This window comes from Legionella pneumophila subsp. fraseri, assembly GCF_000586315.1.
GTDB lineage: Bacteria > Pseudomonadota > Gammaproteobacteria > Legionellales > Legionellaceae > Legionella > Legionella pneumophila_B.
Window position 1 is genome coordinate 12,314 of sequence record NZ_JFIM01000039.1, and the last position, 16,838, is coordinate 29,151.

Sequence of the window (16,838 nt, forward strand, 5' to 3'; positions counted from 1 at the left end):
AAATAAAAATAATCAGGGAAAATGACTTATACTTAATTAAAAGCCGGTTGCAGAAATAATATAAACTATGCTTTATGTTATGAACCCGTCGTACGTCGTCTAGTTAGCATTTATTAAATTCTTGGTGCGGCCAAAGAAATGGAGCCATAAATTATGAGTGACAATAACTACTCAAACAAAATTGCTATTGTTGGTATGGCTGTAAAATTTCCTGGGGCTAATGATCTTGATGAATATTGGGATTTATTGAAGTTTGGTAAAGAAGCAGTCACTAAATTTTCCTCAGAACAATTACAGCGGTCAGGTATTTCAGAGCAATTAATCGCTAATCCCTATTATAAACCATACAGAGGGATATTAGATGACCTGGAGTCATTCGATACCGCTCCGTTTGAAAATACCACCAAAAATTTTGAATTGTTGGGTGTGCAAGGCAAAGTGATGTCGCATTTAACTTATCAGGCTCTGAGCACCATGAGAAGTCAGGAGCATCATTCAAATAACTACATAAAAAATACGGCTGTTTATATTGGCGCAAATAATCAACCCGCCTCCCATTTCCTGGGAGCCGCCTACTACCAGGCGATTGATACTCAAAAAGCGATAGAAAGGTATTATTCAAAAGTCATTGCACCATATATTTCTTATCAATTTGGATTTCAGGGTAGTTCTATCGATTTATATACAGCTTGCTCGTCTTCTCTGACAGCCGTAATCCAAAGCTGTAGAGAGTTAAACAGTCATCAATGTGATATGGCAATTGCAGGTGCGTGCTTAATCGATTTACCCCAGGAAGTTGGATATCTTTATGAAGAGAATGGCTTGTTTTCCTCCGATGGACATTGCCATTCTTTTGATGTTTCAGCATGTGGCACCTTATATTCAAACGGTGCTGGATTGGTTGTTCTAAAGCGGCTTGAAGATGCCATTGCGGATAATGATCTAATCCATGCTGTGATTATCGGATCCGCCATGAATAACGATGGTAATTCTTCAAAAGAAGGATTTATGGCACCGGGGATCCATGGCCAATATACTTGCTTACAGTCAGCTTGGAAAAACGCGGGGGTTGAGCCCGGCGATCTGGATTATATTGCAGCTCATGGTGCTTCAACCAAACTGGGTGATGCAACAGAAATATATGCCTTAAAAAAAGCGTTCAAAGACGTTAAAAAGACACATTGTTGTCCAATAAGCTCAGTAATTAGTAATCTGGGGCATACTGGCATTGTGTCCGGTATGGCGTCAATCATTAAAACTGTGCTTATGCTCAAAAATAAGGCTGTGGCCCCTTCAATTAATTTTGAAACCCCTAACCCAGATTTTATGTTGGAAGACTCTCCTATATACATTGCCACTGAATTTCAAGATTTCCCTACAGTAAAAAAACACTATTTGGCTGGTGTTTCCAGCTATGGCGCAGGAGGCAGTAATACGCACCTGGTTTTGCGTAGCTATGATGAAAATTAGGGTTTTGTTGATATTTCGTTTTCATTCCCGTTAAAAGTTAACCTGATGCGGTTTGCTCGTTAATAGTCACATACAATTTAAGCAGCAAGGAACATGTCATTTTGGGTTACGTTCGGCCTGAGGAGTGGCGAAAGCCACGTCTCGAAGGCCATCCCTTACAGGCTTTGAGACGTGCAGACGGGAATTGGACTAAACAGATCTTGGTATCTAAATTGTTTGAGATTTCCTCATCGACAAACAAGAGTAAATCAAGAAATGGCGGTTAGCGGTATTTTCATCCTGGTATTTTATCATACAGGAAATAATTCCTGTCACTATGATTTATCAGTCGAATTCAATGGTATAAAACGATTCAGCTTACCCGAATACAAATATTTAATTTCAGGTACTTCAGTGATATTTATTTGGGCATCCATCAAACCCACCTTGCTTAATCTTAAGCGTATATTCTTTTGCAATTGGCTCTTGTTTATAAAACCGGTAGTTACAACCCTGATATTAGCCCCATCGATTGTTTGTTCGACCTGGTATTCCTGAATATTTTTTTCTGGTAAAAGTGCTCCTAAGAAGAGCGAATGATGTACAAAAATATTACCAGGATAATTAAAATCACATCCAGGCCGACCTTTAGGAGTTTGTATAAGCTGATGCTGGATGCCGCAATCACAGGTTTTATTTAAAAATAATATTTCATCCGAATTTTCATAGCGGATTAATGGCAAAGTGTAATTATATAAGTTAGTTATATACATTTTGGAAACCATGATTCCTTTGCCAACAGGGCGATTTTGTTCATCCAGAGGTTCAATAATGCATTGATCATCATTCAAATGCATTTCATCCACATTCGCTCGGCAATTTAGCCCAACCATCCCTTCAGTACAACCAAATACATTAAAAATGTCTACTTTAGGCCAGGTTTCTTTGATTAAAGTCAGGGTCTGCTCGAAAAGTGGCTCTCCTCCGACAAAAAGAATTTTGGGCTCAATTTTTATTTGTCCTTTTTGCACTAGTTGACATACTTTATGAATATAGGAAGGACCAGCAGATAAAATATCGGGTTGAATTTGATTCAGACGTGTAATCACTATGTTTAATGGGGTTACAGCCATAGGCAGAAAATACATATTTTCATCACGTCGCCCAAAGGTTTTTGCTAAAGAGTAGGCAGCAATTGCCGTGTTTGTTACAAACAGGCTGACAATTCTTGAGTTTGTATTTAGCTTTGCGGTTACTATTTGCGTGCGTTCATAATTGTATAGTGGGTAGCGGATAAATGCCGTATGAAATGTAATCCATTCATCCCAATCATAAATAAAGACACCTCGTTTCCCGCTGCTTCCTCCAGTTGACACGACCTGATAGCGGGAGAATAAATATAATGTATCAATGCTATCATTTTTTTTACTCAAATGTTTTTCAACCAGGTTTAATGAAAGCTTGGGATCAGTGACAATTGCATCCCAATTTTCCATTAAAATGGTTTTATTTATAGTAGGGAGTTCACCTAATCGTTCTCTGGTAAAGTTCTCAATGTTAATTTTTGCCAGTGTTTTTTTATACCAGGGAGATTTTGATTTTGCGTGAAGTAATATTGCTCTCAGTCTTTTGTTGATGAGATCTTCCAATATTTCTTTGGAATAATAGATGGCTTCTTGATTTTTTTGAAACTGTTTCTCGTAGTCTTGAATATGCTGCCATATCAATTGATCTGGAGTCACTGAATTATAATTCCTCTCATAGATTCGGTTAACCAAGTGATTGATTTCTTTTATTAAGAGGTGATAAAAAGACATATTACTCCTTTTCCCCAGGGGCTATCCTGACACTATAAGTTATGAGCTATGAGCGAGCCCATATAAAGGGGTGATACTGCCTAAAAGGGATTTTAATCAAGCGATAGCCAGGACTAATTTTTGATTGGCAGTCATCAGGAAGATTAAAATACCTAAGAAAATTATAGCTTAAAACTTGCCTGTATATTTTATTATAAAGGCAGCGCAGACATGAATTATTTTCAGCGTAAGTCAATTACTTATCGAATTGCAATGGATTCTCGTCAAGGTTAGAAATTATTAAGGTTCAAGTTGATGCCATCCAGAGATGAGTTGGATGATTCAGTAGGGATTCTTTGGGAGAATCTGGTGGATTTTCATTGCATGACTGAGGGCAGTGCCTATACTATTTAATATAACTATTCTCAAAGATGATGTGGTAATTTTTGTAATATAGGTGAAAAATAGGGAACCACTTATAGAATCAGGAAGAACCTACACTCTGAAAGTCTGATAGTACACCTCAGGATTGTGAGTGAGAAATTTTATGGCCTATCATCAAATTAGCTATGCTTTTTTGAATCACCAAAAATTACCTCTAGTTATTCAGCCTCAAGCTAAATTAGAAGGTAATGTTCATGTTTTAAAGCAATTTCTTAAAGAAGAAAATACTTTGTTTAAGGAAAAACTCCTCAAATATGGCGCCATTATCTTGCGAGGGTTTCATGTTCATACGGCTGAGCAATTTTTAGAAGTGATCCAGTCAAGCAATTTGGGGCCAAATTATTCTTATGATTTTTGCCCAATTCCTCGAACACGTATTACAGATAATATTTATACCTCGATAAATATTCATCCAAGCTTTAATCTTGCTTTACATAATGAAAAATCATATGACCAGGATTTCCCCAGCCACATTTTTTTTAACTGCATTCATGCTCCGGAAACAGGTGGAGCTACTGTATTGGCTGATGGAAACAAGGTATGGTTTTCCTTACCAATGTTTTTGCAAAAAAAATTGCAGTCTAAAGGGATATTATATCGAAGGCATTATTACGGTACCGGAATACAATACAAAATGATTCGTTCAATAGGTAAAAATTCTGGGTGCATGACATGGATGGAACGATTCCAAACCGATGACAAAAGTAAAGTGGAAGTGATGCTTCAGGAAATGGGGACGCAATTTCAATGGATTCAGGGAAATGGGCTAATCACCGAACAGTTGCTTCCTGCGTGCCGGAATCATCCGATCAGCGGAAAATTAGTCTGGTTTAATCAAAGTAACCATGCTAATCATTATTATAATGGAACCAGCGATTACATCAAAAGCAAGATCACTAGTTCTTTTATTCGTTTTATCTTGTTACACAATTACTTTCATCCTTATACTGCTTTTTATGGTGATGGCGAACCTTTATCGAAACAAGAAGCAGATTGTATCAACTCTGCAATACAAAAAAATACGGTATCCACAGCCTGGCAACCAGGGGATGTGATGATAGTTGATAATTATTCCTGCTTGCATGGGAAAACACCCCATACAGGAAATCGCTTGATCCTGGTTGGATTGACAAAATATTTTGATTAAAGGGACAAAAATCAATGCCTGATGACATTTCACGAAAACGATTTAGTGTTGGAGACTTGTATTTTATTAATGAATTTGAAGTTAGTGGTTTGATTTATGAGATTTTCCATCAGAAGAGTTATTTGTCGGATTTTCTTACTTTAAGTGCCGGAGCAGTTGTTTTTGATGTCGGGGCGAATATTGGTATTTTTTCCTTATTTGCTTTAAAACAATGTCATTATGATACTGAAATATATAGCTTTGAGCCTATCCCTGCTACTTTTAAGTGTTTAAAAAAGAATTTGGCGAGGTTTAAGCATAACGTGCATGTTTACAATGCCGGGATAGGAAATGTTCCAAAAGATTGTAGTATCGACTTTACTCTCTTTGGGGAAAGCTCCGTTACTGCCACTTACAAACCAATGGATAAAATCATCTCCAATTATCAACCATTGTTAAACTATGAAACATTGTTAAAGCTTTCTTCTTTTCAAAATAAACCACTTTATTATCAATTAAAATATTTACCTTTTTTGCGTAATTATCTCATTAAAAAGAACTATAAACACCAGACCTTAGAAACCAAAGTGAGATGCCACCTGATTTCATTAGGGCGTTTTATTGAAAAAAACCGGATCACTCGCATTGATTTACTAAAAATTGATGTGGAAGGTGCAGAGCTTGATGTAATAAACAGCATCAAGCCAGAGCAGTTTTCGTTTATTAAACAATTGAGCATCGAAGTTCATGATATTGATAATCGGGTTGAAAAGCTCGTCTCCTATTTACAAAAGCAAGGTTATATTACTTATGTTGATAGAAACCCAATTTTTGCAGAGTTGGGCTTTAATCATCATATGATCTATGCCAAATTGCCTGAGCCGGTAATTGTTGCACAAAGTGAAGAGCCAAATAATCCTGAGAATTATATTGAAGCACGTCAGTATTTTTATGGACTCCTTGCAGGCGGGGTGAGAATGAAACTGCTGGAGTCTATGTTTGACCTTGACTTGTTTCGTTTATTCGATGGCAAACCTTATTTATTGGAAAATGACATTATGAAAACGCTTGAACTGAAACCTGTTCGAGCAAAAAAATGGTTACATTTACTTTGCTGTGAAAATTTTTTAAAAAAGATTACAGTTGGTTCGCAAGTAGGGTATCAATTGGCAAAAAGCCAATTGATGTTAGGGGATGGATATTGGGGATTTAAACAATATTATGATTTTTATTGGCAGAGGATGGCAAACGAAAAATTAAGTAATATATTGCGTTTTACTGATCCAAAGTTCAATGTTTCCTGGCCACCGAAAAATGCGGAGGAAGCCAGTTTCCTTGAAACATGGATGACAAAAACAGTAACACCACTTATACAAACTTTATTGGCTTATCTTGATTTCAATCAATATCGCTCCGTGTTGGATGTTGGGGGCGGTGATGGCACTATTGCTTGTGCACTGGCTAAGGCCTATCCGCATTTAAAAATTACTGTTTACAATTTACCCGAATCAGCAAAAATAGCCCAAAAAAACATAGATGCAATGGGATTACAGAAGCGCATTAGTGTATTTGTGGGTGATTTTATTAACGAAGAACAGTTTCCTACAGGATTTGATTTGATTTTATTCGTGCGTGTTTTGTGGGACTGGGATAATTCCAGAAAAAGGAAATTATTGAATATGGCTTATCATGCTTTAAAAAAGAAAGGCCATGTTGCTATTTGTGAAGGTTTTAAAGAACGTTGTTATGATCTTTGTCTGACTTGGGAATACAGCTATATTTTTGCGGATGGATTTGATGCAGAAGTTTTTAAAACATCAGATGAGTACAAAATCATGCTGCAGCAAATAGGCTTTACTCCTATTCCCGTCAAAGCTATTTCTCCCTCTGATCCAGTGCCTGGAACGGTAGTATTGGCAGAAAAATAATTTTCATCGATTATATGGATTGGTTTAGACTCATTTAACACAACCAAGACCCTAAGGTTTCCATAACTTTGAAAATTATAAAACGCGGGTTAAGTGTTTTGTTGTTCATAGAAGAATACTCTCTTAATTAGGGAAGGCTTTGGTTATTTAATGTGACAGATGATAGGCATGAAGAGGTCATTGAGGAGGTCGATTAAAAAGTGCATATTATATAAAATCCTAGTAAAATAGGATTTTAATGATTTATTATTGTATTTTCGGAGTTAATCCTACTATAATAGGATTAATTAATAAATTAAATCGAAATCTCATATTAAGTCTACTATAGTAGGATTATATGGCTAAGCAAATAAAAAAATTGAAGACTCCTAATCTTCAACAGCCATTAACTGCGGAATTATTAGGGGAAGTCATTAAAGCACGTCGAACCCAAAGCGATTTGCGGTTAGAAGATGCGGCTGCTTTATGTGGTGTTGCCAAAGAAACCTTTATGAAAATCGAGCACGGGCAATCGAACTGTCAATTGGCAAGTGTATTACAAATTTGTTCTGGTTTAGGAATAAGTCTTTACATAAAACCTTGGATGGATAATGGTGAGGATGAAAATGACTGGAGATAAGCCAGTCCTGGATGTTTATCTCGGAGAACGTCAAATAGCCAATATCACGCTTATCGAGGATCAGCTGTATTGGAGTTATCATGACAGTTGGCAACAGACAGGATACGCAATTTCTCCACACCTGCCTTTGCATGAAATTATTCCACCATTAAATGTGCAACGATTTCTGCGAAATTTATTACCTGAAGGAAATCCCTTAGAAGTACTGGTTAATATTTTTCATCTAAGTAAATACAATACATTTGGACTTATACAAGCTTTAGGGTTGGATACACCTGGGTCATTAGTGATATTACCATCAAATCAAGCAACTCCTGATCATGCTAATTTTCGCCTAATAACTGATGAAGAATTAGAAGAGCGTTTAAATCATCGTGATCCCTATGATTTGATTGTTTGGGATGGCAAGCCACGTCTTTCGGTTGCTGGTGTACAGGATAAAATTAATGTGGTGTTAAATAAAGAAGGGCAACTTGGTTTTGGAGAAGGTAGCTTGTGTTCTACCCATATTCTTAAATTTGAAACACAAAAACTATCTTATTTGGTTTTAAATGAATTCCTTAGTATGTGGCTCGCTAAACGCTGTGGATTGAATGTGGCTGATGCCCAGATGAAGCGTTTTGGTCAGCATCCTGCTTTATTAGTGGAGCGTTTTGACAGGAAATGGGTTACCACTAATGTGGTGAGGCGTCATTTAATAGACGGGTGTCAGGCATTGAATTTACCCCCTGAATATAAATATGAGCAAAATTTTGGAAATAACAGGGATGTGGCTCATATTAGAGATGGAGTCAGTTTGCCCAAGCTATTTGATTTTGCCAATCAATGTATCAATCCTGCCAAAACCAAGCAACAAATACTCGACTGGGTTTTATTTAATGTTTTGATATTTAATTGTGACGCTCACGGTAAAAATATCAGTTTTTTTGTTGGAGTTAACGGTATATCACTGGCGCCATTTTATGATTTAGTTAATATAAAAATGTATCCTGAATTTGAGCATGCTCTGGCGATGGCATTAGGGGATGAATTTGATGGGGATAATATTAATGCTTATCAGTTGGCTGATTTTGCAGATACATGTCAGCTGCCAAGGTCGTTAGTAGTTAAACATTTAAAATATTTGATTGGTAAATTAACAACTGCTTTGCAAGAAGAAACCCAACTTAATTTGATTGATAACGAAGAAGATTATTTAAAGAAATATCAGGAAATTGTCATGAAGAGATGTGAGCATTTGTTAAAGCAGAGCGGCCAAATTACTTCAATAAAGCTCTAACGTCTCGATTCTCTTTGTTTTAAATAGCATTTTTAATTCCTTATTCCGAAAAATCCAAGGTCTTATACCAAAATTTCCAGGTTGATTTTTATGCTTTTGGTGCAGTCTGATGGTCGGTTTCAATTCTTTTCTGATTGATTAATAACGTATTAAAAATCGCTAGGAAAGCAGGACAGCGGAGACACTCTCATAAATACAAGGTTAGGTATCCCAATACAAAATGTTCAATTAGGACAAATTGGACAGATCTTGTCAGCAAAATTTTTTTAGCACACGTATCAAATCTCACTTTAACGTGAAACATATAAAAAATTTGTATGAGTAATATATAAACAATTAATTTTAATTATAAAAAATAATATCATAATATAGGCATTGTGTGTAAATAATTTACATTATTAATGAGGTTTTAATTATGATTTATAAGATAACATTAACTGACAACAATGTGGTACAAGCTTTTATCTCTATTCCTGAAGGTATAACTACTCTTGATTTGAGTAATAATTTCCTGGGCTCAGAACGTTATAGTGATTTATTAAATATCTCCGACTCAATACCTCCCGGTGTGACTTCTCTTGATTTGAGTAGCAATGGGCTCGGATTAACGCAAGTCTCTTTTGTTACCCCCAAACACGTGACCTCACTTAATTTGTGCTGTAACCCCTTACATCAAATATCTCTTGTTTGTTTAGAGTGGCTTAAGGATTCGTTTGCGCATATTCAAACTATTTCTTTAAGCTATGATACTGTTAATAGCATGTCAAAAGAGCAACGACAGGCACTTCGAGCAGTATTTCCCAACCTGCAAACAATTACTTTGGTCGATAAAAATGGCAAAGAAATTGAGCCTTCACATACAGCAAAAATCTCTAATCTCATTAGAGAGCTTGGAGGTGGAAATCCAGAGGTTCCATCTTTGTTAAACCAATGTACCTTTTTTGTCAAAAATCAAGGAACAAACATTAATACTAATATTCCCGAGGAACTGAAAGAACGTATTCACAATTGCAATCCTCTCTGATTTATTGTAGCAAGCGTAAGTCAGGCCAAGGACTGACTTACGCTTGTTAATTACCTAAGATATTCAAGCAGGAAAGGGGAAAAAATGAAAAAAAGCCCCAAGATTAAATAAAGTAAAAACTGATCCTGGATGAGCATTTGGTCTTTTTTTCTTGGACGAAGCATATAAAATGCAACAAAAAGAAAGATCACACCAATTGATATGCTTAAAATTTGAACCAATAAAAATACAGACATAAATTGTGGGGAGGTGGTCTGGGCAATGTGCTCTTCTACCGGGACAATTTTGGCAGCATATGAATTCATTTTTTTAGCTTAAGTGAGGATATTTTTATAATCCTCGCTCCATTTAAGCAATATTTCAAGTATAAGAGATTGTAAATAAAGCTCTTTCAAAACATCGCATCTGTTATTAAAGATGACAAAAGCGGATGGTTAACCTTTTTTGGTTCCTATTGTTGATTGTGAAGCATCCGCAGAGAGATCTTTTTCTTCAGGTAAATTGTTATTGTTATTACCACCAAATAGACTCAGGTTAGTTAGAGATGGTTGACTTTTCACCTTATCAGTGTCTTCAACCGGAATATGTTCTTTCTCGATAAAATTTGTAAATGCCTCGCATTTCATCAGCATCTCTTTGCTTGAAGGATTATTCATCAAAAGAACTACTATTTTTGTGTTATTTTTAAGAAAATCATATATAGCCAGGTTGAAGAAATGCTTTGGACCTTTTTGGTCTTTCTCTGTAATAATTAGTGCAATAGCATCCAATAAAAGTGGATCAACTGTATTATCGAAATATCGTTGCTTTGACAAAATACTTAATGCCACCAATAATCCCTCATCAGACAAAAGCCCTTGGTAATCTTTTATAAGAGTGACTACCAAATCAGTTTTGTTTTCTACTTCACTGTTTTTAGCTATAACAAGTAAATTATACATCCAGGTTTCTATAAATTCTTGCTGCTGAGTTCCTTCTTTATCAGCGTAAACTGCTATGATCATACCAATAATCACTGTTATAGGAAGTTTATTTAGAACAAATGGTTTAAGTAATAAATTAAGGTAGTGCTCTTTAATCTCTTCAATTTGGTTTCTTTCTAATAAATCCACTAATACTTCGGTTAAAGCATAACCAGCATGAGCATATCCGAATTCAAGTGCTTCCAGCAAAAGAGGGATAAATTGACCTTTTTGGCTTTTGGTTATCATTGCTTCAAGATAAGCGGCTTTGGCGCGATCAGCCTTGCGAGCAAGCTCAGCATATTGCTTTGTCTCGGCTAACTGGTTATTTGATAAGCAATACTCTAAACAAAACATTGCTGCTTCAGGATTTTTACGGCTGGCTAATTTTAAGTAATGGTATTCACGAGCATTTTTTAACATTTGCACGGCTGATTGTCGACTTTCGCTAGTTACACCCTCAATAGCTTCATACAAAGCAAACACTAATTTCGATTGTTTGTTTTCTTCAGTATCTTTAGTGATTTTTTTCCCTTGATTGGAATAGAACAACCCTTTTTCGTTATCAACATGGGGGGGAGTAGCATAAAATTCAGCCAATGCAGTATAAAGTTTGCCGTTTTGTACAATTGGATTTTTATTGCTTTTAATTTGTTTCTCTAGCCAGATTACGGTTTCTTTATTCCCATCAAGGATTAATTCGACCAATGAATCGATAACTTTTTGAGAATGAAATTTAATTTCCTGAGGTATAGAGAATTGGCTATTGTTCTTCTCCGTGTCGCTAAGAGCCAATATAAAGCTTGTCTCTAATTTTACAATTTCAAAAAGAAATAATGGATAATCCTTATGAGATAAATCCTTTTCAAGTTGCTTAAACTGAGTGTTGTTGAATAAATAACGATACAAAGCAATCATCGCTACAGGGTTCTTGTTTGCCCATGTTTCCAAATCAAAAGATACGGGTCTTTCTTTGGTTGCGGTATTTTCATTATCCAATTGCTTTATTAATCGCAAATAATAGGCTTTCTTAATGGTGGAATCACCTGCTAACATGGCGAGTGCCAAGCCAGTAAATTGATTAGGTGCAAGACTGTCTTCTGCTTCTTCCTTGCCTGTTTTATCCTTTATTTCACTGTGTTTTTCCTTGATATCCTGTTCATATAAGTATTGTGCCATCATAGTTAACATGACGTAGTAAGTTTCCATAAATTGCTTGTCATGTAATCTAGGTTTTATTCCCAATAAAGTGTTTACAGTCAATTCAATTTTTTTAGCATGCAAGTTAAATTCGGCAAACTGGTGGTTATCCAACACTTTATTTAATTGAGACGTTAGAGTTTTTTGTTGAAGATTTTGCTCTTCTAATTTTTTGAGTTGTTCTAGTTTATCGTTTAATAATTGTTCCAAATTTTTGAATATGCTTTCGATCTGTTCTTGATCTTCTTTTGCAGGAATTTGTTTAATAATTGCTACTTTTTGTTGTTGTAAATCACGAGCTTGTTCTTTAATCTCATTAATCTCCTTTTGTAAAGACGATGGGTTAAACTCTGTGATTGTAAAACCAGGAATAGATGTCACTCGAGAAGTAATCTCACCATATTTTTGCATTTGCTCTAAAGGACTCTGCGAATGCTCTTGCAGATAATGTCTTAAAGAAACAAACCATGCGCTTAAGCCTTCGGTTGCTTGCTTTAACCACAACTCCCAATTTTTTTCTATGTCTTCCAGTTCTGAATCACTTTTTGCGGTATAAATCGATGACAATAGACCCTGAGAAAAGATAATTAGTTCAGATATGGAGCATTTAAATAAATTTTCCACATGTTTTACAACTTCATCTGGATAGAGTTCCACCGATGCATTCTTAACCGGTTGAAATCCATCTACGCTAAACACATTAGCTTTCAAATGGTCCCAGTAGGTAACACCTCTATCATTATCAATCCATACCCATAAATTACCATTGTTTTCTCCTATTATTGTACCTAATCCGTTAGGGGTTCTGATTCTTTGTAAAAAAACTACCCCCCATTTTTTTGCGGTGTCCGTTGTAAAGGCAAGAGCTAACTCTTTCCCGCTTTTAGATGTAAAAGGCATCTTTGTCATCAAATTTGCGCATTGTTTGATATCGATAGGCATAGAGACCTCATAGCTGGTTTTGGGTTTGTGTCTTACACTGGGATTTTATAGCCCAATTCAGTTGGTAAAAATAAACCATGTAGTTAATTATTTGTCATTTTTGGTTGATTATCAAGTTTTCTGTATAAATTTCTGTATGTTTGCTCAGGCTCTCAAAATACCCTTTATCGATAGGTCTTATATTTTTCCTTTTTTATTGTAGGATGTATAAAAGAACTTAACCTATTTTGTTAAGAATATCATAGACATATAAGTCGGTTTTGACGCATAAGCCAATATTGTAACAAGAACATAGAATAGGTTTTCCTACACCATCATAAAATGGGTTGAATAGAACCACGTTATTCTTTATTGAACTATAAAATGACAGGATATTTAAGCGCATTTGTTATGTAATGTTGGTATCACTCTAGTTTTTTTGATGTCATGGTTTTTTTTACAGGGGATTCACTTGATTCACTGTATTCATAGTCAGAAAATAGATCCTCATCCTCCAGTGCAGTTTCCACAATCCCTTCAGTAAAGGCAATATCCATTCGTTTATGTGTCCACTCTTCATGAGTATAACTCGTGTACTTGCCAAGCTTTTTATTAGAGGATGGGCAACTGTCAGTAGAAGTTCTTACCCCGGCTTTTTTCAAACTGTTCTCGATTTCAATAATGATGTCTATCCATTTTGACGCATCAAATTCCTTGTTAGGGTTACAATAAAGCACTACTTCTCGACCTATCATCTTTTTATCTGTAGAGTTTTGTACGCGATTTGCTTGGCCTTGAGACATGACTTTAAACACGCCTAGATTCATGCGAGTAGCAAGTTCTGCAATAATTGGAAAAGCCTTCGGTAGATCATCTTTATGTATTGACAAATTGAATTTCCAGTCCAATTCATTATTTCGTACCACAGGGGGCTTGCAACGCTCGTATTCTATCCAACGGGTATTTTTTGGATCTTGAACATGAAACATCTTGAGCTTAAAATTGAGATTATCGTGATTTTCATTTGCATAGGGTCTAGAATCCCCATAGTCACTTACCTCTTCTGGTTCTTTGTAATAATAGTCAGTGATAATGTCTTTAAGAGTTTTGGATTTAAAAAAAGAGTGCGTTTTTTCGATGACTCGCGTGAGGGCGATCTGCATTTTGCTTTGAATGGATTGATTGTTCTGGCCGCTACTTGTTAAAAATTCTTTTTCAGCTTCATCAAGTTTCCTAATCACATCTTGTACTGGTTGAGAGATTGGGTAATCCTTTTTCATCACGTCTAAAGAATCGAGTAAATATTTTTTCCATTCATTCCAATGCTTTGCCGCCAACATTTTGTCTTTGGACAAAAGCTTGGATAAATACTGCAGGTAGATTTCTCTTACCTCCATAATATTATAGATTTTAACCTTTTCTTTATTTGAATAAGGAGCGCATTCAACGAGTAAGCTAATCTGATTTAATGCAGGGCGCCTGAAAAAAGATGAAACTTCTTTAACAGTTTCATTACCTAAAGAAAACTGCTCTTCTGGATTATACCCAGTACATTTAATTTCTTTTTTGGCTATTTCTATAATTTTTTGCAATCGTTGTTGGTCAAGAACAATTTCTTTAAGTTGCGGTGTGTTTTCTTTATGGTAAAAATAAAATTTTCCATCATCGGTAAAAATATAAGCATTAGAAACAGAAGGTAATGAACTGATTGACTTCAATAAAGCATCGGGTTCAATTCCTGATGCGGCTTTTATTAATGAGGTTGAATGCTCATGAAAAACGCATGATCGAATTGCTCCATTCATAAAATCCAGTATTTTTGTGGTTATGAATAACGATGAATCAGAGCCGTTCCCGTATTCCTTCTCAAAGACAGCCAACTCTTTAGACACTTTGGAGGCATCCAGGATAGTAGTTTTTGTAAAGAACTCCATGATTGGGTTCTTAATTTTCAAATCTTCATAATAATTATTTTGATGGTAATATTCGATCACAAAATCTTTAGGAAAGCATTCTTTAAAGACACTTTGAAGAGACTCTATGCCAACTATAGATAATTCCCTGCAAGCGCTTTCCAGTTGATAGCCCAGTAATGATTTACTATCTTCGCTGTTTTGAAAATATTTTTCATAATCTTCTCGTGGTTTTAATGACAAAAGGCGAAGATACTCATTTCTCAATAATAATAGAGACTTTAAATAGTAAGGCTGCATATTTTTGAGATCATTACTCGATGAGAATCGACGAATCTTCTTTTCCTCGGCAATCACAAAAAAGAGTTTCTCAATGTATGCGAGTTTCTCATCCAGGCTCATTGATTTATTGTCAGTAATTTCTTTTTTGAAATCAGGCACCTCGCCGTTGTTTATAGAGGCCAGGAGTGGTAGGTTTTTGAGGAATTCCAGGTAAGCTTCTTGCTCTATGGTTTTGATTGAGAGAGTTACCCTTTGAAAAATGTTTTTCCTTCGCCGATCGATGTATTTGGTTGATTCTGCTTTGTTCGGCTCAAAATGATATTTTTCCTTATGTAAACCGCAAAAAGTAGCTGGGTCGAGATCGAAGTCCTTTGATTGCTTAAGAGATGCTTCCATGGCATGATATGATTGGTTCATCGCTATTATTTTGGTTGGCATATCAGCCAGTTTAATCCAACCAATTTTATCCATGGCATCAAGCTTTACAACTCTTTCTTGTATGAGGCTAACTGGAATTTTTACTTCTTTGGTATGTTTGGGCTCTTGGTCTTCTTCATATTGCTCTGGTAAATAATCAAAAACATGCTCGTATTTACCTAACTCACTGAGAGCTGACATCGTGAAAATGGAACAATTATACTGGTCTTTTTGGAGTTGAGACCGGCAGGATTTAAGCTCAAATTTTAATCCCAAACTGCTCAGGTCCTTATACAATAAGTCAAGCGCTTCATAGTGTTTAAAGTCACCAGCAGACTCAAAACAAAAAATTTTATATACTCCATTGCTGTCTTTTTCCACATCAAATCCAATGGCATGATTTTCATTGAAATGATAATACACATATTGCTTGCGCTCGCCCTTTTTTAAGTTCTTGATATTTTTAGCTAGTTTTCTTACAGTTGATTGAGAAGCATAGTTCGCACAGCTCACTGCAACGAAATTTTGAGAACGGCCTAATGCATTCAGGCGACGGTTTTTAGCGTTTAACAGAGGTAAAACATCATTACTTTTTACTGGAGAGGAGCCCAAAGTCATACGTTTAAAGGATTCTGCTATCTCATGTAATCTTAAGTAATCTTTTGTTGAAAAATCAGAAGCAACATACTTGTCTAGTTTTACTTTGATTTGTTGTTCTTTAAGATAGTTCAGCAAAATGGAATTTACTTTATTAATCAAATCTGTTGAGGGATTTCCGATTTCTACTGCGTCTGATTTGATAACTTTTTTTAACTGATATTTAACAAATGAATTGAAATGCAACCAGTAAGCAAGCTTTTCTACATCGTTATTTTTGATTAATTTGACAAGCTCTATATTTTGCTGGTCTTTAATGTCACCAAAAATGGTTTTTTTATTGTTGCATGCAATGATTAATTTCGCCATATCAAGAGAATATTTCACTTTGGATAATCTCTGAGAAGCTAAGGTTGATTCTTCTTTACCTGAGGTCATAGTTTTTTCCCTCCGTTAAGAGCCTGTATCAAACTATGATCGCTCAATACAAGGTGTGTTTATTCTATTATTATAGAACAGAATGGGTAGCTGTATATTTTATACCAAAATAGAATAAAAATAATTCATAAAGAAATTATTACATAACCCTCTGAAATCATCCATGCACATGGCAATATTATCCATAAAGTGAGAATGTTTTGATAAGCTATCTTTTAAGAATAGACATACGAAATTTTAATTCCCTCACAAGTTGCTAGTGAGTTGGACGAAAAATGGCTCTACTCCAGATGAAGTGGTGTTTTAATTAACTCGCTTTACGCATTTTTTCGGCTCTACCTCAAATGAAGGGGCACTTTAATCGGATTATAGTAATCTAAGTCTTTGATTCCGCAATCAAATGTCATTGCTGACTATAAACTGATCCCCTTTGCTGCCTGAAA

9 protein-coding genes are annotated in these 16,838 nt (G+C 35.6%); 6 read left to right on the top strand and 3 right to left on the bottom strand.

The features are described 5' to 3' along the window. The first annotated feature begins 153 nt into the window (after window positions 1-153). Complete coding sequence (locus CC34_RS0109060) at window positions 154-1,470, top strand: beta-ketoacyl synthase N-terminal-like domain-containing protein (protein WP_027228570.1); 1,317 nt, start codon at window positions 154-156, stop codon at window positions 1,468-1,470. A gap of 314 nt (window positions 1,471-1,784) precedes the next feature. Here the strand turns inward: CC34_RS0109060 and CC34_RS0109065 are convergent, their stop codons facing one another. Beyond that, complete coding sequence (locus CC34_RS0109065) at window positions 1,785-3,266, bottom strand: phenylacetate--CoA ligase family protein (RefSeq protein WP_027228569.1); 1,482 nt, start codon at window positions 3,264-3,266, stop codon at window positions 1,785-1,787. Window positions 3,267-3,792: 526 nt separating this feature from the next. On the opposite strand from CC34_RS0109065, the gene CC34_RS0109075 reads away from it, so the two are divergent. The 5 genes from CC34_RS0109075 (at window position 3,793) to CC34_RS0109095 (ending at window position 9,665) form a co-directional block, all read left to right on the top strand. Next, on the top strand, window positions 3,793-4,836 hold the full coding sequence (locus CC34_RS0109075; RefSeq protein ID WP_027228568.1) for a TauD/TfdA family dioxygenase: 1,044 nt from the start codon (window positions 3,793-3,795) through the stop codon (window positions 4,834-4,836). A gap of 14 nt (window positions 4,837-4,850) precedes the next feature. Next, on the top strand, window positions 4,851-6,743 hold the full coding sequence (locus CC34_RS0109080; protein WP_027228567.1) for an FkbM family methyltransferase: 1,893 nt from the start codon (window positions 4,851-4,853) through the stop codon (window positions 6,741-6,743). A gap of 337 nt (window positions 6,744-7,080) precedes the next feature. Then, complete coding sequence (locus tag CC34_RS0109085) at window positions 7,081-7,362, top strand: helix-turn-helix domain-containing protein (RefSeq protein ID WP_027228566.1); 282 nt, start codon at window positions 7,081-7,083, stop codon at window positions 7,360-7,362. After that, window positions 7,349-8,641: a HipA domain-containing protein gene (locus CC34_RS0109090; protein ID WP_027228565.1), complete on the top strand. Its 1,293-nt coding sequence runs from the start codon at window positions 7,349-7,351 to the stop codon at window positions 8,639-8,641. The genes CC34_RS0109085 and CC34_RS0109090 overlap by 14 nt, the downstream gene beginning before the upstream one ends. A 415-nt stretch (window positions 8,642-9,056) precedes the next feature. Next, on the top strand, window positions 9,057-9,665 hold the full coding sequence (locus CC34_RS0109095; protein WP_027228564.1) for a hypothetical protein: 609 nt from the start codon (window positions 9,057-9,059) through the stop codon (window positions 9,663-9,665). A gap of 434 nt (window positions 9,666-10,099) precedes the next feature. On the opposite strand, the gene CC34_RS0109105 is transcribed toward CC34_RS0109095, so the two are convergent. Beyond that, complete coding sequence (locus CC34_RS0109105; RefSeq protein WP_027228562.1) at window positions 10,100-12,769, bottom strand: hypothetical protein; 2,670 nt, start codon at window positions 12,767-12,769, stop codon at window positions 10,100-10,102. Window positions 12,770-13,173: 404 nt separating this feature from the next. Next, complete coding sequence (locus CC34_RS0109110) at window positions 13,174-16,395, bottom strand: YopJ family acetyltransferase (protein ID WP_027228561.1); 3,222 nt, start codon at window positions 16,393-16,395, stop codon at window positions 13,174-13,176. Between the last annotated feature and the right edge of the window lie 443 nt (window positions 16,396-16,838).